17 protein-coding genes, 1 pseudogene and 1 other annotated feature are annotated in these 23,741 nt (G+C 43.0%); of the genes and pseudogenes, 11 read left to right on the forward strand and 7 right to left on the reverse strand.

Annotated elements, in window-relative coordinates; translation table 11 throughout:
* Positions 1-35: 35 nt before the first annotated feature.
* Positions 36-1,262 (forward strand): multifunctional transcriptional regulator/nicotinamide-nucleotide adenylyltransferase/ribosylnicotinamide kinase NadR, encoded by a 1,227-nt coding sequence (nadR, locus tag AACS92_RS14920; protein WP_099108787.1) that lies wholly within the window; start codon positions 36-38, stop codon positions 1,260-1,262.
* A 754-nt stretch (positions 1,263-2,016) separates the two neighbouring features.
* Complete coding sequence (locus AACS92_RS14925; protein ID WP_099108788.1) at positions 2,017-2,745, forward strand: ATP-binding cassette domain-containing protein; 729 nt, start codon at positions 2,017-2,019, stop codon at positions 2,743-2,745.
* Between the two features lie 62 nt (positions 2,746-2,807).
* On the opposite strand, the gene ettA is transcribed toward AACS92_RS14925, so the two are convergent.
* A complete protein-coding gene (ettA, locus tag AACS92_RS14930; RefSeq protein ID WP_099108789.1) occupies positions 2,808-4,475 on the reverse strand; it encodes an energy-dependent translational throttle protein EttA in 1,668 nt (555 codons plus the stop codon).
* Between the two features lie 614 nt (positions 4,476-5,089).
* On the opposite strand from ettA, the gene sltY reads away from it, so the two are divergent.
* Together sltY and trpR are read left to right on the forward strand one after the other, a co-directional pair.
* Positions 5,090-7,006, forward strand: coding sequence for a murein transglycosylase (sltY, locus tag AACS92_RS14935; RefSeq protein WP_193756870.1), 1,917 nt, complete (start codon positions 5,090-5,092; stop codon positions 7,004-7,006).
* Positions 7,007-7,062: 56 nt separating this feature from the next.
* Positions 7,063-7,383, forward strand: coding sequence for a trp operon repressor (gene trpR, locus AACS92_RS14940; protein ID WP_099108791.1), 321 nt, complete (start codon positions 7,063-7,065; stop codon positions 7,381-7,383).
* Positions 7,384-7,608: 225 nt separating this feature from the next.
* On the opposite strand, the gene yjjX is transcribed toward trpR, so the two are convergent.
* A complete protein-coding gene (gene yjjX / locus AACS92_RS14945; RefSeq protein ID WP_099108792.1) occupies positions 7,609-8,133 on the reverse strand; it encodes an inosine/xanthosine triphosphatase in 525 nt (174 codons plus the stop codon).
* Positions 8,134-8,188: 55 nt separating this feature from the next.
* Between yjjX and gpmB the strand changes: the two genes are divergently transcribed.
* A complete protein-coding gene (gpmB, locus tag AACS92_RS14950; RefSeq protein ID WP_099108793.1) occupies positions 8,189-8,836 on the forward strand; it encodes a 2,3-diphosphoglycerate-dependent phosphoglycerate mutase GpmB in 648 nt (215 codons plus the stop codon).
* Here the strand turns inward: gpmB and robA are convergent.
* Positions 8,833-9,714, reverse strand: a complete 882-nt coding sequence (gene robA, locus AACS92_RS14955; protein WP_099108794.1) for an MDR efflux pump AcrAB transcriptional activator RobA — start codon at positions 9,712-9,714, stop codon at positions 8,833-8,835. The genes gpmB and robA overlap by 4 nt on opposite strands.
* Positions 9,715-10,444: 730 nt before the next feature.
* Between robA and creA the strand changes: the two genes are divergently transcribed.
* The gene (gene creA, locus AACS92_RS14960) at positions 10,445-10,921 is read left to right on the forward strand and encodes a protein CreA (protein ID WP_099108795.1); all 477 of its coding nucleotides are present in this window, start codon (positions 10,445-10,447) and stop codon (positions 10,919-10,921) included.
* 123 nt (positions 10,922-11,044) lie between these two features.
* On the opposite strand, the gene arcA is transcribed toward creA, so the two are convergent.
* Positions 11,045-11,761 (reverse strand): two-component system response regulator ArcA, encoded by a 717-nt coding sequence (gene arcA, locus AACS92_RS14965; RefSeq protein WP_099108796.1) that lies wholly within the window; start codon positions 11,759-11,761, stop codon positions 11,045-11,047.
* Positions 11,762-12,466: 705 nt separating this feature from the next.
* Positions 12,467-12,582: a sequence feature (Thr leader region), on the forward strand.
* Positions 12,583-12,618: 36 nt separating this feature from the next.
* On the opposite strand from arcA, the gene thrA reads away from it, so the two are divergent.
* From thrA to thrC, 3 genes are read left to right on the forward strand one after another with little or no spacing between them, the layout of a single operon-like run.
* A complete protein-coding gene (thrA, locus tag AACS92_RS14970; protein ID WP_099108797.1) occupies positions 12,619-15,078 on the forward strand; it encodes a bifunctional aspartate kinase/homoserine dehydrogenase I in 2,460 nt (819 codons plus the stop codon).
* A complete protein-coding gene (gene thrB / locus AACS92_RS14975) occupies positions 15,060-16,025 on the forward strand; it encodes a homoserine kinase (protein ID WP_099108798.1) in 966 nt (321 codons plus the stop codon). The genes thrA and thrB overlap by 19 nt, the downstream gene beginning before the upstream one ends.
* Before the next feature lie 14 nt (positions 16,026-16,039).
* A complete protein-coding gene (thrC, locus tag AACS92_RS14980) occupies positions 16,040-17,332 on the forward strand; it encodes a threonine synthase (protein ID WP_099108799.1) in 1,293 nt (430 codons plus the stop codon).
* A 79-nt stretch (positions 17,333-17,411) separates the two neighbouring features.
* Here thrC and yaaA read toward each other — a convergent pair whose 3' ends face one another.
* The gene (gene yaaA / locus AACS92_RS14985) at positions 17,412-18,188 is read right to left on the reverse strand and encodes a peroxide stress protein YaaA (protein ID WP_099108800.1); all 777 of its coding nucleotides are present in this window, start codon (positions 18,186-18,188) and stop codon (positions 17,412-17,414) included.
* A 198-nt stretch (positions 18,189-18,386) separates the two neighbouring features.
* Between yaaA and tal the strand changes: the two genes are divergently transcribed.
* Complete coding sequence (gene tal, locus AACS92_RS14990) at positions 18,387-19,340, forward strand: transaldolase (protein WP_099108802.1); 954 nt, start codon at positions 18,387-18,389, stop codon at positions 19,338-19,340.
* Between the two features lie 228 nt (positions 19,341-19,568).
* Positions 19,569-20,144 carry a molybdopterin adenylyltransferase gene (gene mog / locus AACS92_RS14995; RefSeq protein ID WP_099108803.1) on the forward strand — a complete coding sequence of 192 codons (576 nt, stop codon included), beginning with the start codon at positions 19,569-19,571 and terminating at the stop codon, positions 20,142-20,144.
* 114 nt (positions 20,145-20,258) lie between these two features.
* On the opposite strand, the gene AACS92_RS15000 is transcribed toward mog, so the two are convergent.
* Both AACS92_RS15000 and AACS92_RS15005 read right to left on the reverse strand, forming a co-directional pair.
* Positions 20,259-21,653, reverse strand: a complete 1,395-nt coding sequence (locus AACS92_RS15000) for a glycoside hydrolase family 1 protein (RefSeq protein WP_099108804.1) — start codon at positions 21,651-21,653, stop codon at positions 20,259-20,261.
* A gap of 98 nt (positions 21,654-21,751) precedes the next feature.
* Positions 21,752-23,137, reverse strand: a pseudogene (locus tag AACS92_RS15005) (PTS transporter subunit EIIC); the annotation flags it as partial.
* Between the last annotated feature and the right edge of the window lie 604 nt (positions 23,138-23,741).

Here is a 23,741-nt window from a genome sequence, read left to right on the forward strand (position 1 = left end):
TGTTGTTTAGTATACTAAACAACATAGGGGGTTATATGGGGCAGTTTGACTATTTAAAAGAGGCAATTAAACAGGCGAATCACACTTTACAACAAGTTGCTGATGCAAGTGGCATGACGAAAGGCTATTTAAGCCAGCTCATTAACGGCAAGATAAAAAGCCCGAGTGCACAGAAATTAGCATCTCTTCATCAACATTTAGGATTGGCGTACCCTATGGAAAAGAAAACTATCGGTGTTGTGTTTGGTAAATTTTACCCGTTACATACTGGGCATATCTATTTGATTCAGCGAGCATCCAGCCAAGTCGATGAATTGCACGTTTTTCTCTGTTACGATGAATTACGGGATCGAGAGTTGTTTATCAACAGTTCCATGTCTCAGCAACCTACCGTCAGTGATCGCCTGAGATGGCTGTTACAAACATTCAAATATCAGAAAAATATTCATATCCATTCTTTTGATGAACAAGGTATCGAACCCTACCCAAACGGCTGGGAAAAATGGAGTCAGAGCGCAAAACAATTTATGTCTGCAAAAGGCATTACCCCTCAGTATATCTATTCCAGCGAAGCACAAGACGTTCCTCTCTATAAAGAGCATTTTGGCATTGAAACCATTCTTGTCGATCCACAACGTTCATTTATGAATATCAGCGGTAGCCAGATACGGCAGGCACCTTTCCGCTATTGGGAATATATTCCAACAGAAGTAAAACCTTTCTTTGTACGTACGGTTGCCATTCTCGGAGGCGAATCCAGCGGGAAATCCACACTGGTCAATAAACTGGCCAATATGTTTAACACAACCAGTGCATGGGAATATGGGCGTGAGTATGTATTTTCCCATTTAGGGGGAGATGAGATGGCGCTGCAATACTCTGATTACGATAAAATAGCTTTAGGTCACGCTCAATATATTGATTTTTGTGTAAAATACGCAAACAAAGTTGCTTTTATTGATACTGATTTTGTCACAACACAGGCATTTTGTAAGCGCTATGAAGGAAAAGAACACCCCTTCGTTCAGGCACTGATTGATGAATATCGATTTGACTTAGTCATCTTATTAGAAAATAACACCCCTTGGGTCGCTGACGGGTTAAGAAGCCTGGGAAGTGAACAGGATCGTAAAGCGTTTCAGCAATTGCTTGAAAGTATGTTAAAGAAAAATAATATTGATTATGTATGTGTTAACTCACCTGATTATGATCAACGTTTTCTTCAGTGTGTAGAACTGGTTCAAGAAATGTTAGCGTATTAACAATTGTTCATGTTCTCCAAAATAAATTTCAAGTTGCAGCAACCGAAAATAAACAATTATACCGGGCGGCAACTTGAAAGATTAAAGTATATATACTATTAGCCTAAACTGTTATTAGCGTAATGATTAATTAAAATGATTTATTTTCTATGGCAATTTTTGTTATTTTATGTTTTATTCTCGATTGTACTCTAATTAAATGTTTCGTTTAGTTATTTTTACAATAGTAACAAAATAGATTCTGTTAATAATATTTTTTGATGCTTAGGTTTCTCCGTTTAGGCTTGAATTGTCAGAAGATAAGTCATTTAATGGACGGACCTGTTGATTTATCTATATAAAATTCTTTTATTATCAATGATAACCACACACTTTACATGTGATTTCTATTAAAGGATGGAGGTGATGTAAAAAAAAACATTATATTTTTTATATGAGTAAAATGACTTTTTTCCTTATTATAAAATTGGAATAAAAACAGAATAATTTATACCTTTTTTATGTATGTTGTCTTTTTCTTAGTAACGACGAAAATCATTAACATTTTACTCTAAGACTAAGAAATATCTCATTTATCATATAATAATTGTAAATAATAATTGACATAAGTTTAGTATATTATTACCGAGATATTTCACAAATGAACTATTTGAATTCATATTATGTCTTATTGATATTAATAATACTGTAAATAGATTTAGATAACATATTTAAGGAAAAAGCTTTAACTTTTTAACCTAATTGTGTTGAGAATATGAACTTAAATCAATTTAAATCGATTGAAGTTATCAATATTTCATATGGTTTAACTGGTAATACAGTTAATTATGAAATGATTTCAGACATCACATTTTCTATTATACCAGGTGAAATTACTTTGATAACAGGGCCGAAAGCATCCACAAACAGCACATTGCTATCGATTGCTTCGGGTATGTTACAACCAGATCAAGGAGATGTATTCATTAATAATAACAAGCTAAAACTAATGAGTGATTCCGAGTTAGGTCAGTTTCATTCACAAAGTAGTGGGTTCATTTTCCAGAGTTTTAATTTATCCAGTGAACTTACGCTGTTAGATAACTTGTTATTGTCTAATTCTTACGGATTATCCCTTTCCCGGGAGCTGGCAGTAAAAATTGCACAGAAGTCGTTAGATATTGTGAAATTAGGTGATAAGAGCCGTTACTATCCAGGTGAGCTTTCTGAAAATGAAAGACAGCGAGCAGCTATGGCAAAAGCCATCGTGAAAAGACCTGAATACTTGTTTGCTGATGAACCGACTCGTCACCTGAACCATCAGGAATTAAAGATGTTTATTGATATCTTTAAATTTATCGCTCATGAGCAGAAAGGCACCGTCGTTATCGCCTCTCAGGATAAGCGCCTGATTCAATATGCTGACAGCATGATTACTCTGGAAAGCGGTAAAATTGTTAAGACATATGAGTCCTTTCAGGAACGAAGAGTAATGGTATCCTGATTGTTATTTCCTTAAAAAAACGGCCTGATATCAGGCCGTTTTCTATTTCACTGAAATCAGTTTTACTTGCTGATTTTTTTATACTTAATACGGTGCGGTTCCAGTGCTTCAGCACCCAGAGTACGCTTCTTGTAATCTTCGTATTCGCTAAAGTTCCCTTCAAAGAAAGTCACTTTACCTTCATCCTGATAATCGATAATGTGCGTTGCAATGCGGTCAAGGAACCAGCGGTCATGGGAAATAACCATCGCACAGCCAGGGAATTCCAGCAGGGCATTTTCCAACGCACGCAGTGTTTCGATATCCAGATCATTGGTTGGTTCATCCAGCAGCAACATGTTGCCACCAACCTGTAGAAGTTTTGCCAGATGCAGACGGCCACGCTCACCACCGGATAATTCACCCACGCGCTTGCCCTGATCCACACCCTTAAAGTTAAAGCGGCCAACATAGGCGCGGCTTGGGATCTCAAAGTTACCAATGCGCATAATATCCTGCCCACCGGAAACTTCTTCCCATACCGTTTTCTTATCATCCATGGCATCGCGGAACTGGTCAACAGAGGCCAGTGTTACTGTTTCACCCAGCGCGATTGAACCGGAATCAGGCTGTTCCTGCCCGGACAGCATACGGAACAACGTTGATTTACCGGCGCCATTCGGACCAATAATCCCAACAATTGCGCCTTTTGGCAGAGAAAAACTCAGGTCGTCGATCAGAACACGATCACCATAAGATTTGGTCAGATTGCTGACTTCCAGTACTTTGTCTCCCAGACGTGGGCCTGGTGGAATAAACAACTCACTGGTTTCATTGCGCTTTTGATACTCAACATTGTTAAGTTCCTCAAAGCGGGCCAAACGTGCCTTACCTTTAGCCTGACGCCCTTTTGGATTCTGACGAACCCATTCCAGTTCTTTCTCAATGGATTTACGGCGAGCCGCTTCTGAAGCAGCTTCCTGCGCCAGACGAGCATCTTTTTGCTCCAGCCATGAAGAATAGTTACCTTCCCACGGAATACCTTCACCACGGTCAAGTTCCAAAATCCAGCCAGCCACATTATCGAGGAAATAACGGTCATGGGTAATTGCAACGACAGTGCCTTCATAGTCGTGCAGGAAGCGTTCCAGCCACGCCACAGATTCTGCATCAAGGTGGTTGGTTGGTTCATCCAGCAGCAGCATGTCTGGTTTTTCCAGCAGCAGGCGACAAATTGCCACACGGCGACGTTCCCCCCCTGACAGGTGCTCAATTTTAGCATCCCATGCAGGTAAACGCAGAGCATCCGCCGCTCTCTCAAGCTGATTATCCAGATTATGACCATCGTGAGACTGGATAATTGCTTCCAGTTCACCCTGCTCTTTTGCCAGTTTGTCAAAATCTGCATCAGGATCAGCATATGCAGCATACACTTCATCAAGACGTGTCAGCGCATGTTTAACTTCGCCAACGGCTTCTTCTACCGCTTCGCGAACAGTGTGCTCAAGATTAAGTTTAGGCTCCTGTGGCAAATAGCCGATTTTAATCCCAGGCTGTGGGCGAGCTTCCCCCTCAATATCTTTATCAATGCCCGCCATGATACGCAGTAAGGTCGATTTACCGGCACCATTCAGACCAAGAACACCGATTTTTGCTCCGGGGAAAAAACTAAGAGAGATATTTTTCAGAATATGCCTTTTCGGGGGAACAATTTTTCCAACCCGGTGCATACTATAAACATATTGAGCCAATGTAATTTACCTTTTGATAATTAAGGGAATATCTATATTCATTTACGTTTAAGGGGCATGGATGGGGTATTTTACCCTAAATTAATGCCGTCGTGTTGCTACCTGTTTAGCATTCTTTTCACACGATCAAACGGAGGTGAGGTAATGATCTTTATCTTCCGGGCTACCTCTTCGTTGGTTTGGTGTCGGCTTTCCTCACTCATCCCAGCCTACGTTTTTATCAATAGATGTTTATCTATTCTTCCAGAGATTAATGAGAAGTTCCTGCCCCACAGCGGAAATCAGCCTTTTGACTGAGGAAATTCGTTTCCGACGAATTTGCCATTTCCTTGCCACTGCGATGTATCTTGAAACTCCTTGGGAATTAAGAATACTGAAATGCAGCTTTTCTATTTTATCATCTAATTGAAATAATTAACGTATTGCATGAATCAAATGAATTAATAACCGATTATGGCAATAATATTTAATTCATATCTTTTTTCTTACTTAAACTTGCAATCAAACCACTAATTTTTACATTCATTAGTATGATAAAACACTTCAATATTATTATAATTAAAACAATTAATGTATTGTTTGTTACCGTCAATTTTCTGGAGGAGTATGTGACTATAAATAAGTGGCAGCATTTTATCATGGCTGTCAGTCTGGCTTCTGTTGTTGGTATAGCACAGGCTGATTCTCTGGAAGCCCAGCGTGAGCGGTATCAGGCAATAAAACTCGCATGGGATGCGAAAAACATGCAAGAAGTTGAACGGTTGATGCCCACACTGAAGGATTATCCCCTGTATCCTTACCTTGAGTACCGGCAATTAGTTCATAACCTAAAAATGACATCTCCTCAGCAGGTACGCCATTTTATTGACACTCACCCAACCCTGCCACCGGCTAATTCCCTGTCATCCCGATATATCAATTTACTGGCGAGTGACGGAAACTGGCATAGCCTTCTGGCATTCAGCCCCCATAAACCAAATACTGTAGTAGCAAGCTGCAATTACTATTTTGCTAATTGGGTAACCGGAAAGCACAAGACGGCGTGGGAAGGTGCCAGAGAAATTTGGTTACGAGGGAGTTCGTTACCCGATGATTGTGACAGTTTACTGAACGTCTGGGAGCGTTCCGGCTATTTATCCGTAAATTTAATATTGCAACGTATCGAACTTGCCGTAAACGAGAATAACACGACACTTGCCAATTATCTTATTAATCGCCTGCCCTTCGACTACCATAGCTTAAAGGCTCATTTACAAAAACTACAAAGTGATCCCACATCTGTTGAACATTTTGCCAGAATGGTAAAGCCAACGAACTTTACCCGCTTCTTTGTCACTAATGCGTTTTCCCACTTTGCCCGTAAAAATACAGAAAAAGCCCGGCTCAGTATTCCTTCCATCGCCCGGGCACAAAAAATGAATGAAACAGAAAGACAGAAATTAAAAGATATCGTGGCCTGGCAATTAATGGGGGAGATTACACCGGAACAAGAAAAATGGCGGGATAACGCAATTCGCACATCACATTCCAGTACATTAATCGAACGTCGTGCCCGTCTGGCTCTCAGGAATGCTGATGAAAAAGGGTTAGCTGAATGGTTAAGTCTTTTACCTAAAAATGTCCTGAAAAAAGATGAATGGCAATACTGGAGCGCCATCACCTTATTGAATACAGGAAAGAAAAAAGAAGGAGACTCAATACTACGTAAGCTAATGGAACACCGTGGTTTCTACCCTATGGTAGCAGCACAGAAATTACATTTGCCCTATCCTCTGGTTATCAATAAGTCAGAAAGGCCTGACGCTTCCATTGCGAAATTGCCACAGATTAAGCGGATACGTGAATTAATGTATTGGCATATGGATGATCTGGCCCGTTCAGAATGGATCAACCTCGTTGCAGCACAAAACAGCACAAAACAAGAGCAGCTAGCCCGCTATGCTTTTGAACAGAACTGGCCTACCCTCAGTGTGCAGGCTACGATTGTGGGCAAAATGTGGGATCATCTTGAAGAGCGTTTTCCTCTGGCATGGCAAAATGAGTTTGCTCATTTCACCTCAGATAAAAGTATTTCACAAAGTTATGCCATGGCTATTGCACGACAGGAAAGTGCGTGGGATCCACAGGCTCGCTCACCAAAAGGGGCAAGCGGATTGATGCAACTCATGCCAGCAACAGCAGAACATACCGCAAAGAGTAAAAAAATTGATGGCTACGCCAGCAGTAACCAATTGATGAACCCGACCATGAATATCAAACTTGGCACTGCATATCTGGAATCGGTGTACCAGAGTTTCGGTAATAACCGCATACTCGCCAGTGCTGCTTATAATGCAGGCCCCAGAAATGTTGAGCGCTGGCTGGCTAATAGTGCAGGAAACATCAATGCCATCGCATTCATCGAAAGTATTCCATTTGCTGAAACACGTGCCTACGTCAAAAATGTTCTGGCTTATGACATGTTTTATCATAATTTTATGGGAAAATTAGTTAATGTCTTAACCGATTCAGAATGGCAAAGACGGTACTAATTCCAGATACAATTATGGTATGATTTTGTACTAGTTAAATAGTATGGCTAAAAATTATGACACAAAATCATTTGATTGACCCTGCACTTTCCCCAGAAGAGGGTGATGACTGGTTTGCTTTTGTAGAATTATTACAAACAGCATTCGAACAAAATTTGCAACATCAGATTTTGCAGTTATTATTGACACCCGATGAGCGTACAGCACTATCAACCAGAGTTCGGATTATTCAAGAATTAATGCGAGGGCAAATGAGCCAGCGCGAGCTGAAAAACGAACTGAGTGTTGGGATTGCAACAATCACGCGTGGTTCAAATAGCCTGAAATCAGCGCCAGCTCACGTCAAAGAATGGCTGGAAACACAATTATTGAAGTAAATCTATTGTGGTAATAATCGGTTAGAAAAGAGCATTTCGATATTATTATACACAATGGATTTTAAGGTGCGTCGCGGCGGCAAGGGAGCTCATCCCCTGGAGCATAGATAACTATGTGACTGGGGTGAGTGAGCGCGGCCAACAAAGAGGCAACTTGAAAGACGAAGTGTATAGATACAGAGGCCATAACGTCATGGCCTTCTGTGACTGGATCATAAAAGTTGGTTATTCAATATCTTTGTAAATTTCATGATGAATAGGAACGAGAGCCAGTATCAATGCCTGATGATAAACACTAGTGCGAGTCAGGATACCATTGGTAAAAAAGCCAATTGCCCCGCCTTTCTGTTTGATATTATCAACACCGGTCAAATAAGCCATTTCGTGACCAAGCTCACGCCCTTCACGAATGCCTTCCAGTACCTTTTCAGGCAGCATCAGGCTGGCAGAACGCGATTCACCCCGAATTTGTTTATATTCAATAACCATCCAGGCAAATGTCATGTCATCTTCGATTCCGGCTTCAACACCGACCCAAAAATCGGCTTCCGGCCGAACCTGACGAGCAGCCATAACCCGATGGCGGGCACCAGTACGAGTTTCAGTATTACCAATTGGCTGTTGAGGAACACTGCTATCTACATCGACATCTTCTATACGATATGTTCCTGCTCCAAAAACATCATCAAATGCAAGGCTAATCGCTTTTATTTTCGCAGGGTTAGTGGTTGCAGCAATAACATGGTACATAATAAATAAGTAATCCTTTGAACTATTTCATGATGCAGTATAACGGAAAATAAATATGTTACAGGTATATCTTGTTCGTCATGGCGAAACAGAATGGAACTTGGCTCGTCGTATTCAGGGACAATCTGACAGCCCATTAACTGAAACCGGACGACGTCAGGCACTCTTGGTAGCACAAAAAGTAAAATCAGAGAACATCACACATGTTATCACTAGTGACCTCGGTCGCACACGCCAAACCGCAGAAATTATCGCACAAGCTTGCGGTTGTGAAGTGATATTAGAGCCTCGTTTACGGGAAATAAATATGGGTGTTCTTGAAAACCGTGATCTGAACTCCCTGACCCAAGAAGAAGAAACATGGCGTAAAAGTCTCGTTGATGGCACACCAAATGGGCGGATACCAGAAGGCGAATCCATGAGTGAGTTATCTGAACGGATGCGTGCCGCACTGGAAAGTTGCCGTGACCTGCCAGCCGGAAGCCGCCCTTTACTGGTAAGCCACGGGATGGCATTAGTCAGTCTGGTCTGTTCAATTTTAGGATTACCGGCCAACTCGGAACGCCGCTTACGGCTGAGAAACTGTTCTATCTCAAGAGTCGATTATCAGGATAGCCCATGGCTGGCTCCTGGCTGGATCGTTGAAACAGCGGGCGATATCACACATCTGGATATGCCCGCACTAGATGAGCTGCAAGGTTAGCGCTGAATCGGAATGAGATATTCAAATTCCACAACGTGGCTTTGAGACTCATCCTGCAATTTTTTCCTTTCAAGATTAGTCAGATAGTATCGCTCAACATCATACCCTTTTCTGCGGGTAATATTTAATTGAGGTAAACAGACAGTGTAGATATTGGAGAGAAACTCATCGAGCTGATCTTCTTTACCAAAATAACTGAATGAAATGTACTCCCCACCCGGTAAAACAACCGGCTGGCTATCCTTGGTGTCAAAGGTCGCATACTCCGGCTCTATTGCCGTGGTATAGAAAACTGTCTGCTCATCCTCATGCTCCGCGCTGACGGTGGAGTGATGCAAGCCATACAGTTTAGGCGGCAAGACTTCCGCGTGTTGCAAATAAGCAATCCAGTAATTGTGGCGCATTTCCGTACAGGCTTTTGACCATTGTTCCAGAGTGTAAGAACAGCTGTGCTCAATACCCGTCAGCAACTGATCTTCCAGAATCACAAACTTATGTTCAGGTAACGGTTTGTTATCCAACATAATAGGAGCACAAAGACCGCTAGCACACCACTCTTCACTTCGGCGGTAAGAGGCTGGCGTCCGATTAAACTGTTTTTTGAATGCTCTGGTAAAGGTTTGTTGAGAATCAAAACGATATTGCAGAGCAATGTCCAGAATGGGACGACTAGTCAAACGCAGCGCAACAGCAGCTTTAGACAGCCGTCTGGCGCGGATATAAGAACCAATCGCTTGTCCTGTAACATCCTTAAACATGCGCTGTAAGTGCCACTTGGAATAACCTGCTTTTGCTGCAACATGATCGAGGGACAGAGGACGATCCAGATTATTATCCAGCCAATGCAGCAGATCTCGAATGATGTTGGTTTGATCCATACATATCCCTAATTCATCAAGACAAAAAGAAAACCATACAACTGTAAGATAACTGACTGTTATAAAAAAATTTAAGAATGAAAATGCTATATAGATTAATTAATAATGAGTACCTATCATTTCCAAACACTAAGATGATTTTAACTACCTGATTTTTCACTTCATCAGGCATACCGTCGTTTTCACAACACAGTCCTTTTCCCTGTCATGACAGCAATACCTATTGTGGCTATCCAAACAAACGTTACTTTATTGCTACTCCTAAGAAGCGGCATTTTCTCTTGCGTGATAAAACAAAGCACCATGACATAATCGCAATGGATAAAGTCAGACACTAAATTAAACAAGAAAAATCTTGGAATAAACTAATGGTAAATCTGATCATTTGCAAGCTTAGCTTTAGGATCCTTTACAACAAATGTAAAGATCAATAATTAGATAATCGTCTCCTACCTGTTTATATTAGTAGATAAAAATCATCTGACCTTCGATTCCAGCGGCTTTCGATAAAGAAAGAATTTTCACGCAGTATTTAGAAAATAATGGAAATCATGAAGGCCAGCTTAAAGCCCTTTTGTTTACTCATTTTGCATGTATATTTAGCTATAATGCCATGTTTTTCTTTATAGATACATAAACTAATCAAATGACGTTACAAAAATCATTAATTCGCATTATATGCTAAAACTGGATATTTTCACTGCCTTTATTTAATTAAAGTGGACTAAATATGGTAACAATTAAGAAAATAGTGATTGCTGTTGTCCTGCTGTGTTCTCCAACGATCCTGCACGCTGAAGAGATCGGCTCTGTTGATACTGTGTTCAAATTTTTTGGCCCGGATAACAAAATAATCATTGAAGCTTTTGATGATCCTGATGTTAAAAATGTGACCTGCTATTTAAGCAGAGCAAAGACAGGAGGTATCAAAGGAGGCTTGGGATTAGCGGAAGATACTTCTGATGCCGCAATTTCCTGTCAACAGGTTGGCCCGATCGAAGTAGCAGAAAAGATCCTTAAATCGCCGAAAAAAGGGCAGGTTGTTTTCCAGAAAAGAACGTCGCTGGTATTTAAAAAGCTTCAGGTTGTTCGCTTTTTCGACCCAAAACGTAATTCTCTGATCTACCTTACTTATTCCGATAAAGTTATTGATGGTTCACCAAAAAATGCCATCAGCGCCGTACCGATTATGCCGTGGAAAGAGTAAGGTACTACAATCAATAAAATTAAAAGCCCTGATGCCATTAGGTATTCAGGGCTTTTAAAAAGATAAAGTATTTTTACGAATACGATATTTTTTAGAATAAATCGCTGGTAGGCATGGTATCGATTAGTCTTCTAAATCACCACAAAAACGATAACCTTCACCATGAATGGTAGCGATGATTTCCGGAGTATCCGCTGTAGATTCAAAATGTTTACGAATCCGGCGGATAGTCACATCGACAGTACGATCATGTGGCTTCAACTCACGCCCAGTCATCTTTTTCAACAGTTCTGCACGAGTCTGAATTTTCCCCGGATTCTCACAGAAATGGAGCATCGCACGGAATTCACTGCGTGGCAGTTTATAATGATCTCCCATCGGGCTGACCAGAGAACGGCTGTTGATATCCAGCTCCCAGCCATTAAACCTGTAGCTTTCAACCTGACGACGTTCTTCACCTACATGGCTCAGATTCATCGTACGGGAAAGCAGGTTACGTGCCCGAATGGTTAACTCCCGTGGGTTGAAAGGCTTAGTGATGTAGTCATCAGCACCAATTTCAAGCCCAAGTATCTTATCCACCTCATTATCACGCCCAGTTAAAAACATCAGGGCAACATTCGCCTGTTCACGTAATTCACGGGCAAGGAGTAACCCGTTTTTGCCTGGCAGATTGATATCCATAATCACTAAGTTGATATCGTTATCTGACAAAATGTTGTGCATTTCTGAGCCATCAGTGGCTTCATAAACAACATACCCTTCAGCTTCAAAAATGCTTTTCAGGGTATTGCGTGTGACAATTTCGTCTTCAACAATCAAAATGTGCGGGGTTTGCATAGTTGCTACCTAAAATCGCTAAAAAAATAGAACCTGTATGACATAAGCCGTTATTATTAATAGAAAATATTCTGTTCTCGTTCTGAATCACAGAAAACGGGCTCATGTCTAAAAAATAAATGTTGTTGATATGTTTTACGCTAAAAGCACCTGTTACTTTTCTCTGAGGGTACATACCTAAAAAACCCCAATCAGAACAGGAGCTATATTAGTCTATTAACAGCAATATAACAGCTAGTAATGCATTTGCCCTCTAAAAAAACCAACTTTTGTTGATACATATCAAAATCAATTGTAGCACGTTAACATTATTTGTAATTGTTAATTTTAAATTAACAATATTGTTATATTTATGGTAATTTTATGTTAATTAAAAGTAGTGTTATCTCCAACATCTAAAGAGATCACACGACACTCAAATGTTAAAATCAGCGTGTTTTATCATAAAGACGAAATAATTACAAAATATGTTTTTTATAAAATTAAATGCTAATAAAAATATTCGAAGCCGGATAATGACCAAATCAGTTAAAGATACTTTGAACGATTACAACACAGAAAATGGCGCTTTTTCCCGCTGTAATTGTAAAAATTATTTGACTTCGACCACACTTTCCTTTAACCAATAGGGGTCGAACAGAATAAAAAGACAGACAGGAAACCATGCGAGACATCAGCCCGAAAAATACAATTACCTCAAAAGTAATCACTGCAAACACAATCACCACGATTACCACCGGAACTACAGGTTACGGTGCGGGCTGACGCATAAAATAAAATAGTAAAAAGCCCGTATCCAACAAGATACGGGCTTTTTTTTGACCCTTTTTTAACAGTAAGTCAGGAGAGAAATACCAATGCGTGTACTTAAATTTGGAGGCACTTCAGTCGCAAACTACCAACGCGTACTGAGTGTGGCAGATATCGCTGAAAGTGAGCTACCCCTTGGGCAGGTTGCTCTAGTCCTTTCTGCCCCCGCAAAAATCACGAACCATTTAGTGGCTATGGTCGCTAAGACGGTTGCAGGGCAGGATATTGTTTCCAACATCAGCGATACTATCCAAATATTTACTGATTTACTGTCGGGGTTAAAAGAGCATCAGCCGAATTTCGATTATGAAAACCTGAAAACGCTCATGGAGCGTGAGTTTGCGCACCTGAAACAAACACTGCATGGTATTTCTCTGTTAAAACAGTGCCCGGATAGCATTAATGCCTCCCTGATTTGCTGCGGCGAAAAATTATCCATTGCTATTATGGCTGCCGTATTACAAGCCCGCGGGCATAAAGTTTCTGTGATCGATCCGGTTAAAAACCTGCTTGCTCATGGGCATTACCTCGAATCTACCGTTGATATCCACGAATCCTCCAAACGTATTGCAGCCCTGAATATTCCTTCTGACCATATTATTCTGATGGCCGGTTTTACGGCCGGTAATGATAATGGTGAGCTTGTCGTTCTCGGACGTAATGGTTCTGATTACTCAGCCGCGGTGCTGGCCGCCTGTTTACGAGCAGATTGCTGTGAAATCTGGACTGACGTAGATGGCGTTTATACCTGTGATCCACGATCTGTTGCCGATGCCCGTCTGTTGAAAAGCCTGTCATATCAGGAAGCAATGGAACTTTCCTATTTCGGTGCAAAGGTGCTTCATCCCCGGACTATTGCCCCTATCGCCCAGTTCCAGATCCCCTGCCTGATTAAAAATACTGTCAACCCTGATGCGCCGGGTACCTTTATCGGAAACGGGCAAAAAGATGACAGCATGCTTATTAAAGGGATCACTAACCTGAATCATATGGCGATGATTAACGTTTCAGGCCCCGGTATGAAAGGCATGGTAGGTATGGCAGCAAGAGTCTTTGCTGTGATGTCCCGTTCAGGTATTTCCGTTGTGCTGATCACTCAGTCTTCATCAGAATACAGCATCAGTTTCTGTGTACCGCAAAAAGAGCTGAACAGAGCACAGAAAGCGCTGACCGAAGAGTTTTATCTGGAGTTAAAAGATGGTGCGCTTGATCCTATTGATGTTATCGATAATCTCGCCATTATTTCTGTCGTGGGTGACGGAATGCGTACACAGCGTGGCATCTCTGCCCGGTTCTTCTCGGCACTGACCCGCGCCAATATCAATATCATTGCTCTCGCGCAAGGCTCATCAGAGCGTTCCATCTCCGCAGTGATTGACAATGATAACGCAACAACCGCAGTGCGGCTCTGCCATCAAATGCTGTTCAATACCGCTCAGGTGGTTGAAGTCTTTGTTGTCGGCGTAGGCGGTGTCGGAAGTGCATTAATCGAACAAATCCGCCGCCAGCAGTCATGGCTGAAGCAAAAACACATTGATCTGCGTGTATGCGGAATTGCCAACTCACGGGCGATGTTAACCGATATGCAGGGCATCAGTCTGGATAATTGGCAGCAGGCTTTGTCAGAAGCCAGCGAACCTTTCAGCCTGAGTCGTTTAATCCGGCTCGAAAAAGAGTACCATCTCCTGAATCCGGTTATCGTTGATTGTACATCTAATCAGTCTATCGCTGAGCAGTATTCCAGCTTCCTGAGTGATGGCTTCAACGTTGTTACGCCGAATAAAAAAGCCAATACGCTTTCCATGGCCTACTATCGTGAGATCCGTCGTGCGGCAGAAAACTCAAAACGTAAATTCCTGTATGACACCAACGTAGGCGCAGGCTTACCGGTTATCGAAAATCTACAGAATTTGCTGAATGCCGGTGATGAGCTGGTTCAGTTCAACGGGATCCTGTCAGGTTCTCTGTCTTATATCTTCGGTATGCTGGATGAAGGGATGACACTTTCGCAAGCAACCCTGCTGGCAAAAGAAAAAGGCTTCACTGAACCTGATCCTCGTGACGATCTCTCTGGCATGGATGTTGCGCGTAAGCTCTTAATTCTGGCCCGTGAATCCGGTTATGAACTGGAATTGGAGGATATTCACGTTGAGCCTGTTTTACCTGCCTCATTTGATTCCAATGGTGATGTCTCTGACTTCCTGCAACGTCTGCCACAGTTGGATCAGGAATTTACCCGCCGGGTTGTCGATGCCGCAGAGCAAGGAAAAGTGCTGCGCTATGTCGGTATTATTGAACAGGGCCGCTGTATGGTGAAAATCGCTGCCGTTGATGGTAATGATCCGCTGTATAAAGTTAAAAATGGTGAAAACGCACTGGCTTTCTATACCCGTTATTATCAGCCTATTCCGCTGGTACTGCGCGGTTACGGCGCTGGAAATGATGTAACGGCAGCGGGTGTTTTTGCTGATATATTACGCACTTTGTCATGGAAATTGGGAGTGTAATGATGGTCAGGGTTTATGCACCTGCCTCTATCGGAAACGTTGGAGTTGGGTTTGATGTGCTCGGTGCGGCGGTTTCTCCGGTTGATGGCTCACTGCTTGGTGATTGTGTTTCAGTCAAAGCCGCAGAAAAGTTTACGTTAAGTAATGAAGGGAAATTTGTCAGCAAGCTGCCCGGAAATCCCAAACACAATATTGTTTACCAATGTTGGCAACTCTTTTGCCAGCGTTTGGGTAAAGAACTGCCCGTTGCCATGACACTGGAAAAAAATATGCCGATAGGCTCCGGGCTGGGTTCCAGTGCCTGTTCAGTTGTTGCTGCACTGGTCGCCTTAAATGAATATACCGGCCATCCTTTTGATCGCGACCAGTTACTGGAGATGATGGGAGAACTGGAAGGACGAATTTCCGGCGGCGTACACTATGACAATGTCGCACCCTGTTATCTTGGCGGCCTGCAACTTATTATGGCACAGGAAGTGATGCCGCAGGGAGATGCTGTTTGCCAATCCATTCCCGCTTTTGAGGACTGGTTGTGGGTGATGGCCTACCCCGGCATCAAGGTTTCTACATCAGAAGCCCGCGCCATTTTGCCTGACCACTATTCACGCAGTGATATCATTAATCATGGCCGTTATTTTGCCGGATTTATTCATGCCTGCCATACCCGGCAATCCAGTTTAGCCGCCAACTTAATGAAAGATATTGTCGGCGAACCTTATCGCACACAACTTTTACCCGGTTTTGCAAACGCTCGTGAAGGAGTAAAAAAACTGGGGGCGCTGGCATGCAGTATTTCTGGCTCTGGCCCGACACTGTTTGCAATTTGCAATGAAATGGCAATAGCTGAAGAAGTCGCTCAATGGCTGCAACAACATTACGTACAAAATGATGAAGGTTTTGTTCATATTTGCCGTCTGGATCTCGCAGGCGCACGACAGATAGGGTAATAGGTAAGATAATAATGAAATTATATAATTTAAAAGACAGTCACGAGCAGGTCAGCTTTTCACAGGCCGTTAAACAAGGATTAGGAAAACAGCAGGGATTATTTTTCCCACAAGATTTACCTGAATTCAGTCGTGCCGAAATTGATGAATTATTAAAACTGGATTTTGTCAGCCGCAGCCAGCGTATACTTTCGGCTTTTATTGGTGACGAAATCCCGACTGACCAGCTAGCTGAACGTGTTAAAAATGCGTTTGCTTTCCCGGCTCCTGTATCGACTGTCGAAGATGACATCGCCTCACTTGAGCTTTATCACGGCCCGACACTGGCCTTTAAAGACTTTGGCGGCCGCTTTATGGCACAGATCCTGGCTCAGATTGCAGGAGAGCAGCCGGTCACTATTCTGACCGCAACTTCCGGTGATACCGGTGCAGCAGTTGCTCATGCCTTTTATGGTCTGAATAACGTGCAAGTTGTGATCCTCTATCCAGAAGGAAAAATCAGCCCGCTACAGGAAAAACTATTCTGTACATTAGGTGGCAACATCCATACTGTTGCGATTCAAAGTGACTTTGACGCCTGTCAGGCATTGGTTAAACAGTCATTTGATGATGAAGAACTGAAACAGGCACTGCATCTCAACTCTGCAAATTCCATTAATATCAGCCGTCTTTTGGCGCAGATTTGCTATTACTTTGAAGCCGTTGCACAAATTCCGGCAGAAAAACGTGACCAACTGGTCATTTCAGTTCCAAGTGGCAATTTCGGCAATCTGACCGCGGGTCTGCTGGCAAAATCAATGGGATTACCAGTGAAGCGTTTTATCGCAGCGACTAACATTAACGACACCGTTCCCCGTTATCTGGCAGAAGGAAAATGGCTGCCGAATCAAACCATTGCCACCCTTTCCAACGCAATGGATGTCAGCCAGCCTAATAACTGGCCACGCATTGAAGAACTGTTCCGCCGTAAAGACTGGGCACTCAGCGAACTGGGTAATGGCGTTGTCGATGACAAAACCACGCAGGACACCATGCGCGAACTGGCAGCAAAAGGCTATATTTCTGAGCCACATGCTGCGGTTGCTTATCGCATTCTGCGTGACCAGTTACAGGATGGTGAATATGGCTTATTCCTGGGAACTGCGCATCCGGCAAAATTCAAGGAAAGTGTCGAAGAGACACTCGGCCAGACATTACCATTGCCACAAGAATTAGCAGAACGTGCAGATATGGAATTGTTATCCCACCTCCTGCCTGCTGATTTCGCTACATTACGCAAATTTCTGATGGCAAAAGCCTTGAAATAACCTAGCATTTGTCACTCCACTCATTATTGTGGAGTGACACTATTTATTAATGCTTACTGGCTATCAATGCTAAGGGTTATCAATGCTGCTCAGGGCGTTTAAACACCAGTTCATTTTCTTTAGATAAGGATTCATCAAACGCATATCCTTCCAGACTAAACTCCACCAGCCGCGTAGGATCAGTTAATTGGTTCTGAATGATAAACCGGCTCATCAGGCCACGGGCTTTTTTCGCATAGAAGCTGATAACTTTGTATTTGCCATTTTTTTCATCCAGAAAGACCGGCTTAATAATCCGGGCTGCCAGCTTTTTCGTATTGACGGATTTGAAATACTCGTCGGATGCCAGATTTACCAGAACATCATCCCCCTGTTGTTCCAGTGCCGCATTCAGGTTTTCCGTGATGCGATCTCCCCAGAATTTATACAAATCCTTACCACGGGGATTTTCCAGTTTGATCCCCATTTCCAGACGGTAAGGCTGCATCAAGTCAAGTGGACGCAAAACCCCATATAATCCGGATAACATTCTTAAATGAGTCTGGGCAAAATCAAAATCAGCATCTGAGAACGTTTCTGCCTGCATCCCGGTATAAACATCGCCTTTAAAAGCTAAGATCGCCTGACGGGCATTTTCCGGTGTAAAATCCGGCTGCCATTCACCAAAACGTGCGGCATTCAGCCCCGCCAGTTTGTCACTGATCCCCATCAAGCTGCTGATTTGTGCCGGCGTTAACGTACGACAAACATCAATTAACTGTTTTGACTCCTCCAGTAATGCAGGTTGACTATACTTTTTTGTGGCAAGCGGACTTTCATAATCAAGTGTTTTGGCCGGTGAAATAGTAATAAGCATGATTTTGTTCCGAATTTTTGAATGGTTATTCTCAATAATCGAGGCTTTTCCTCTCCAATTTAGCAAAAATAACCGGAAAAAGGGGAATAACAACGATAGGATTTTCCTAGCTTACGAGCCGAGCCTGACCATGTTATTATCACAGGATGGCGAGGCAACAATGCCAAAGATTTTACGTATAACGATGAGATATTAAACATGACCGATAAACTGACTTCCCTGCGTAAACTGACAACAGTTGTAGCAGATACCGGGGATATCGCGGCAATGAAACTGTATCAGCCGCAAGATGCAACAACTAACCCTTCTCTGATTTTGAACGCTGCCCAGATCCCAGAATATCGCCAACTGATTGATGACGCCATTGAATGGGCACGTGCTCAGAGCGACTCCCGTGAACAACAGATCATTGATGCCGGCGATAAATTGGCGGTTAACATCGGTCTGGAAATTCTGAAACTGATCCCCGGCCGTATTTCCACTGAAGTTGATGCCCGCCTCTCTTATGACACCGAAGCCAGTGTCGCAAAAGCAAAACGCCTGATCAAACTGTACAACGAAGCAGGCATCAGCAATGATCGTATTCTGATCAAACTGGCTTCCACATGGCAGGGTATCCGCGCTGCGGAGCAACTGGAAAAAGAAGGTATCAACTGTAACCTGACCCTGCTGTTCTCTTTTGCTCAGGCTCGTGCTTGTGCGGAAGCCGGTGTTTTCCTGATTTCTCCATTCGTTGGCCGTATTCTGGACTGGTACAAAGCAAACAGCGATAAGAAAGAATTCGCACCAAATGAAGATCCGGGTGTGATTTCCGTTTCTGAAATTTACCAGTACTATAAAGAACACGGCTATAACACCGTTGTTATGGGTGCAAGTTTCCGTAACTCCGGTGAAATTCTGGAACTGGCTGGTTGTGACCGTCTGACTATCTCTCCTGCATTGCTGAAAGAACTGTCTGAAACGGCAGGCGAAGTTGAGCACAAACTCAGCTATGAAGGTGAAATCAAGCCACGTCCTGCAGCAATGACTGAAGCTGAGTTCTATTGGGAACATCATCAGGATGCGATGGCAACCGAAAAACTAGCGGAAGGTATCCGTAAGTTTGCTATCGATCAGGGTAAACTTGAAAGCATGATCGCTGACTTACTGTAGTCCTGAGCGGTACGCTATACCCATTGGATTTTGAGTTGCATCGCGGCGGCAAGGGAGAGAATCCCCGGGAACATAGAGAACTATGTGACTGGGGGGAACGAGCGTAGCCAACAAAGAGGCAACTTGAAAGACGAAGTGTATATTTTTTCTTCCTTAAAGGCGACATAATAACCGTGTCGCCTTTTTCACTTTCACTATTTTAATCATTTGCTGTTAATTGAGGTTCGCATGAATGTATTACGCATTGGCCTCGTGTCTGTTTCTGATCGTGCTTCCAATGGTATTTATCAGGACAAAGGTCTACCTGCATTAGAAGAATGGTTGGGAAAAACGGTAACGACGCCTTTCAGTATAGAAGCCCGCCTGATCCCTGATGAGCAAATCCTGATTGAGCAAACTCTGTGCGAATTAGTTGATGAATTGGGCTGCCATTTAGTTCTGACAACAGGTGGAACAGGCCCTGCTCGTCGTGATGTTACCCCGGATGCAACTCTGGCAGTTGCTGATCGTGAAATGCCCGGATTTGGTGAGCAGATGCGCCAAATCAGCCTTCAATTTGTGCCCACCGCAATTTTATCCCGTCAGGTAGGCGTGATCCGCAATCAGGCATTAATTCTCAACCTACCCGGGCAGCCTAAAGCTATAGCAGAAACGCTGGAAGGGTTGAAAGATGATAGCGGAAAAGTCTTAGTACCCGGAATTTTTGCCAGTGTACCTTATTGCATTCAGTTGTTAGATGGCCCCTATATCGAAACTGATGAAAGCATTGTCTCAGCCTTCAGGCCTAAAAGTGCCCGCCGTTAAGATCTTAATGCTGGCTGGCTGTTGTTATTACTCAACTTGTTATTGCTCAACCAGCAGAAGTTATATTTTGAAAAGGTTCTGAATACATCAGAACCTTTAAGAAACAGAGCGGGCTCAAATCAGGCTTCCACCATGAGTTTCAATAACCTGTTTATACCAATAGAAACTTTTCTTACGACGGCGTTCCAGCGTTCCGGTCCCTTGCTCATTCTGATCAACATAGATATAACCGTAACGCTTGGAAATCTCCCCTTTTGAGGCGCTAATCAAATCAATAGCTCCCCAGCTGGTGTAACCCATGACATCCACACCATCTTCAATGGCTTCCCTAACCTGCACAAGATGGTCATTCAGATAGCTAATGCGGTAATCATCCTGAATTGTCCCATCGGCTTCTACGGTATCTTTGGCTCCCAGACCATTCTCAACAATAAACAGCGGCTTCTGATAACGATCCCATAATAAATTCAGTAACGTTCGCAATCCGACAGGATCTATCTGCCATCCCCATTCTGAACTGGCCAGATGGGGATTCGGGATCATATTCAGAATATTGCTCTGCTTTTTCTGATAGTCCGCTTCATTCCCGGAAGTACACCCACTCATGTAATAACTGAATGAGATAAAATCCACCGTATTTTGCATCTCAAGCTTATCCTGTTCAGTTATCGTGACTTCAATTCCATTTTCCCGGAAATAACGCAGTATATAACCCGGATATACCCCACGAGCCTGAACATCACCAAAAAACAGCCATTTCTGGTTTTGCCGGAGAGTAGCCAGCACATCATCCGGTTTACAAGTCAATGGGTACATCAGCCCACCCAATAACATATTGCCGATACGGGCATCAGGGATAATTTCATGGCAAAGTTTTACCGCGCGGGCACTGGCAACCAATTGATGATGAATGGCCTGATAGATTTCTGACTGTGTGCTGTTTTTCGGCAACCCGACGCCGGTTAGTGGCTCATGTAGTGACATATTGATTTCATTGAATGTCAGCCACAATTTCACTTTTTTCTGATAACGAGTGAAAACTGTGCGGGCATAACGCTCAAAGAAATCAATTAGTTTACGATTTCCCCATCCACCGTGTTTTTTAACCAACGCCCACGGCATTTCATAATGGGATAACGTAATGACTGGCTGAATCCCGTATTTCGCCATTTCATCAAATAACCTGTCATAAAATGCCAGACCCGCTTCATTGGCTTGCATTTCATCGCCCTGAGGAAAAATCCGGCTCCATGCGATGGAAGTACGCAAACAAGTGAATCCCATTTCTGCAAACAGAGCGATATCTTCGGGATAACGATGATAAAAATCGATAGCGATATCTTTAAGGTATTGCGTACTCTCAGACTCTCGCTCAATGACCGGCCCCATAATTCCCTGTGGCTGGACATCCGAAGTAGAAAGACCTTTCCCGTCAGCTAAATAAGCGCCTTCAACCTGATTGGCAGCAATGGCTCCTCCCCACAGAAAATGTGTCGGAAACTGTTTCATACAAATATCCTCTCGGGTGACAAACTAATTGATCAATAGGGTGTTAATGATACTTTTCACTGTTAACTTTCTTTTGTAGAAGACCTGTGCGGAGAATTAGAAGAAGCCGGAAGCCCGAACAGCCACGTGAGTACAGTGGAAATGATAAAGGCCAGCGCTGTGCCAATCATTGCCCCCCACACCGTGTTATTGACACCTGTTGGTGGGATCATCTGAGTGAAGGTAAAAATATTCACCAGCCCCGCTGAATAAATTGCGCCTTGGTAATACCCCACCACCGAACCACCAATTGCCCCCGCAACGCAGCCAAAAATAAATGGGCGTCGGTAAGGCAAAGTCACACCATAAACCGCAGGTTCAGTAATACCGAACATACCGGAAGTCGCAGCAGAACCCGCCAGCATTTTTAATTTCGCATCCCGCGTTCGCAGAAATACCCCAAAGGCCGCACCTGTTTGCCCTATCACCGCGGGAAGCAACAGAGGTGTTAATGTATCGTGCCCGAGAACCGCCAAATTATTGATAGCAAGAGGAACGAATCCCCAATGAAGGCCGAAAATCACAAAAACCTGCCAGACTGCTCCCATAATCGCCCCAGCCAGTGCAGGAGCTACCCCATATACCGCCTGATAACCACCAGCCAGCAATTGGCTCAGCCATGTCGCCATTGGTCCGATAACCAGAAACACCAGTGGAACAATCAATATGAGGCAAATAAGAGGAGTGACAAATCCCTTAATCGTGGCAGGAATGTGAGCATTCAGCTTTCTCTCCACTTTACAGCTAACCCAGGACGCAAAAATAATGGGGATTACCGATGCACTGTAGTTCAGGAATGAGAGCGGGATCCCCATGAAGTACTCTGTAGAGCTTCCCGCACTTGTTGATGCCTTAAAGGCGGAGATAATCATCGGATGAACCAATGCTCCCCCGATAGCCATCGTAATAAAAGGATTGCCGCCGAATTTCTTACCGGCTGTATAACCGAGCAATAGCGGAAAAAAGTAGAATAAAGAGTCGCTGGCAGCATACCAGACATGATAAGTCCCGCTATCAAGAGACATCCATTTCAGAGTAACAGCAACCGCAAGCAGCCCCTTCAAAATACCCGCCGCCGCCATAACACCTAAAAATGGGGTAAAAATACCGGATACAACATCAATAAACTGGTTAAAAAGGCTATCTTTTTTATTATTAGCGAAATTCGGAAGCTCCGCGGTATCTGATGTTTGCTCAGCAGAAGTCAGTTCTTGCTGAATAGCCTGATAAACATCACCGACCTGATTCCCGATAACTACCTGAAACTGACCTCCGCTTTCGATAACCGTGATAATACCTGACTGAGCTTTTAACTTATCAATGTTAGCCAGAGCACTATCCCGTAATTTAAATCGTAGCCGGGTTGCACAATGGATGAGACTGATAATGTTCCCCTGACCACCAACATCCGCAATAATTTCCTGAGCTAATAGCTGGTATTTCATACTATTTTTTCCCCATTCTTCCATAGCGTGTTATTTTTCTATACCCCGTGGATTTCAAAATATATCGCGGTAGCAACTGCTCGATGAAAGGTCGAAGCCTCTTTAACAACCTCAAAATACATAAACTATACTTATGCAATGATAATCAGAATGAGTAGAATGCAGCCCACCAAAAGACAACTTGAAAGAGGGTGGGTATATTGAATGGAATACAAAGCAGTACACTTTCTTCAAGCGAAAAAAAACCTGACAACCCTTCCAACACAGCAATTTAGGAAATCATTGTCAGGAGTTATACCCTAAAGATCTTCAAGTGAAGCAACTGACAATAACTTCAACTTAAAGAACAACAAGTATATCTGCGTAAATGTTTAAAATAGTGATAATTCAATTTTAAAGCCTAGTTTCTTTTGTAAATCACTCAAATTTCTCGTCATAAAAATGTGACAATGATCGCGATATTCCAGATAACTCATTCCCGTTAAGAGCAAGCTGCGTCGCGGCCGCAAGGGAACTCATCCCTGGGAACATAGATAGCCATATATTTATAAAATCGGTGACTGAGGTGAGTGAGCACAGCCAACAAAGAGGCAACTTGAAAGAC

Origin of the sequence: Xenorhabdus sp. KJ12.1, assembly GCF_963876495.1 — a bacterium.
Taxonomy (GTDB): Bacteria; Pseudomonadota; Gammaproteobacteria; order Enterobacterales; family Enterobacteriaceae; genus Xenorhabdus; species Xenorhabdus stockiae.

Excerpts from the sequence above, each read along its gene's own strand:
- nadR (WP_099108787.1), top strand. The coding sequence starts at position 36 with ATGGGGCAGTTTGACTATTTAAAAGAGGCAATTAAACAGGCGAATCAC.
- AACS92_RS14925 (WP_099108788.1), top strand. The coding sequence starts at position 2,017 with ATGAACTTAAATCAATTTAAATCGATTGAAGTTATCAATATTTCATAT.
- trpR (WP_099108791.1), top strand. The coding sequence starts at position 7,063 with ATGACACAAAATCATTTGATTGACCCTGCACTTTCCCCAGAAGAGGGT.
- yjjX (WP_099108792.1), bottom strand. The coding sequence starts at position 8,133 with ATGTACCATGTTATTGCTGCAACCACTAACCCTGCGAAAATAAAAGCG.
- gpmB (WP_099108793.1), top strand. The coding sequence starts at position 8,189 with ATGTTACAGGTATATCTTGTTCGTCATGGCGAAACAGAATGGAACTTG.
- robA (WP_099108794.1), bottom strand. The coding sequence starts at position 9,714 with ATGGATCAAACCAACATCATTCGAGATCTGCTGCATTGGCTGGATAAT.
- creA (WP_099108795.1), top strand. The coding sequence starts at position 10,445 with ATGGTAACAATTAAGAAAATAGTGATTGCTGTTGTCCTGCTGTGTTCT.
- arcA (WP_099108796.1), bottom strand. The coding sequence starts at position 11,761 with ATGCAAACCCCGCACATTTTGATTGTTGAAGACGAAATTGTCACACGC.
- thrA (WP_099108797.1), top strand. The coding sequence starts at position 12,619 with ATGCGTGTACTTAAATTTGGAGGCACTTCAGTCGCAAACTACCAACGC.
- thrB (WP_099108798.1), top strand. The coding sequence starts at position 15,060 with ATGGAAATTGGGAGTGTAATGATGGTCAGGGTTTATGCACCTGCCTCT.
- thrC (WP_099108799.1), top strand. The coding sequence starts at position 16,040 with ATGAAATTATATAATTTAAAAGACAGTCACGAGCAGGTCAGCTTTTCA.
- yaaA (WP_099108800.1), bottom strand. The coding sequence starts at position 18,188 with ATGCTTATTACTATTTCACCGGCCAAAACACTTGATTATGAAAGTCCG.
- tal (WP_099108802.1), top strand. The coding sequence starts at position 18,387 with ATGACCGATAAACTGACTTCCCTGCGTAAACTGACAACAGTTGTAGCA.
- mog (WP_099108803.1), top strand. The coding sequence starts at position 19,569 with ATGAATGTATTACGCATTGGCCTCGTGTCTGTTTCTGATCGTGCTTCC.
- AACS92_RS15000 (WP_099108804.1), bottom strand. The coding sequence starts at position 21,653 with ATGAAACAGTTTCCGACACATTTTCTGTGGGGAGGAGCCATTGCTGCC.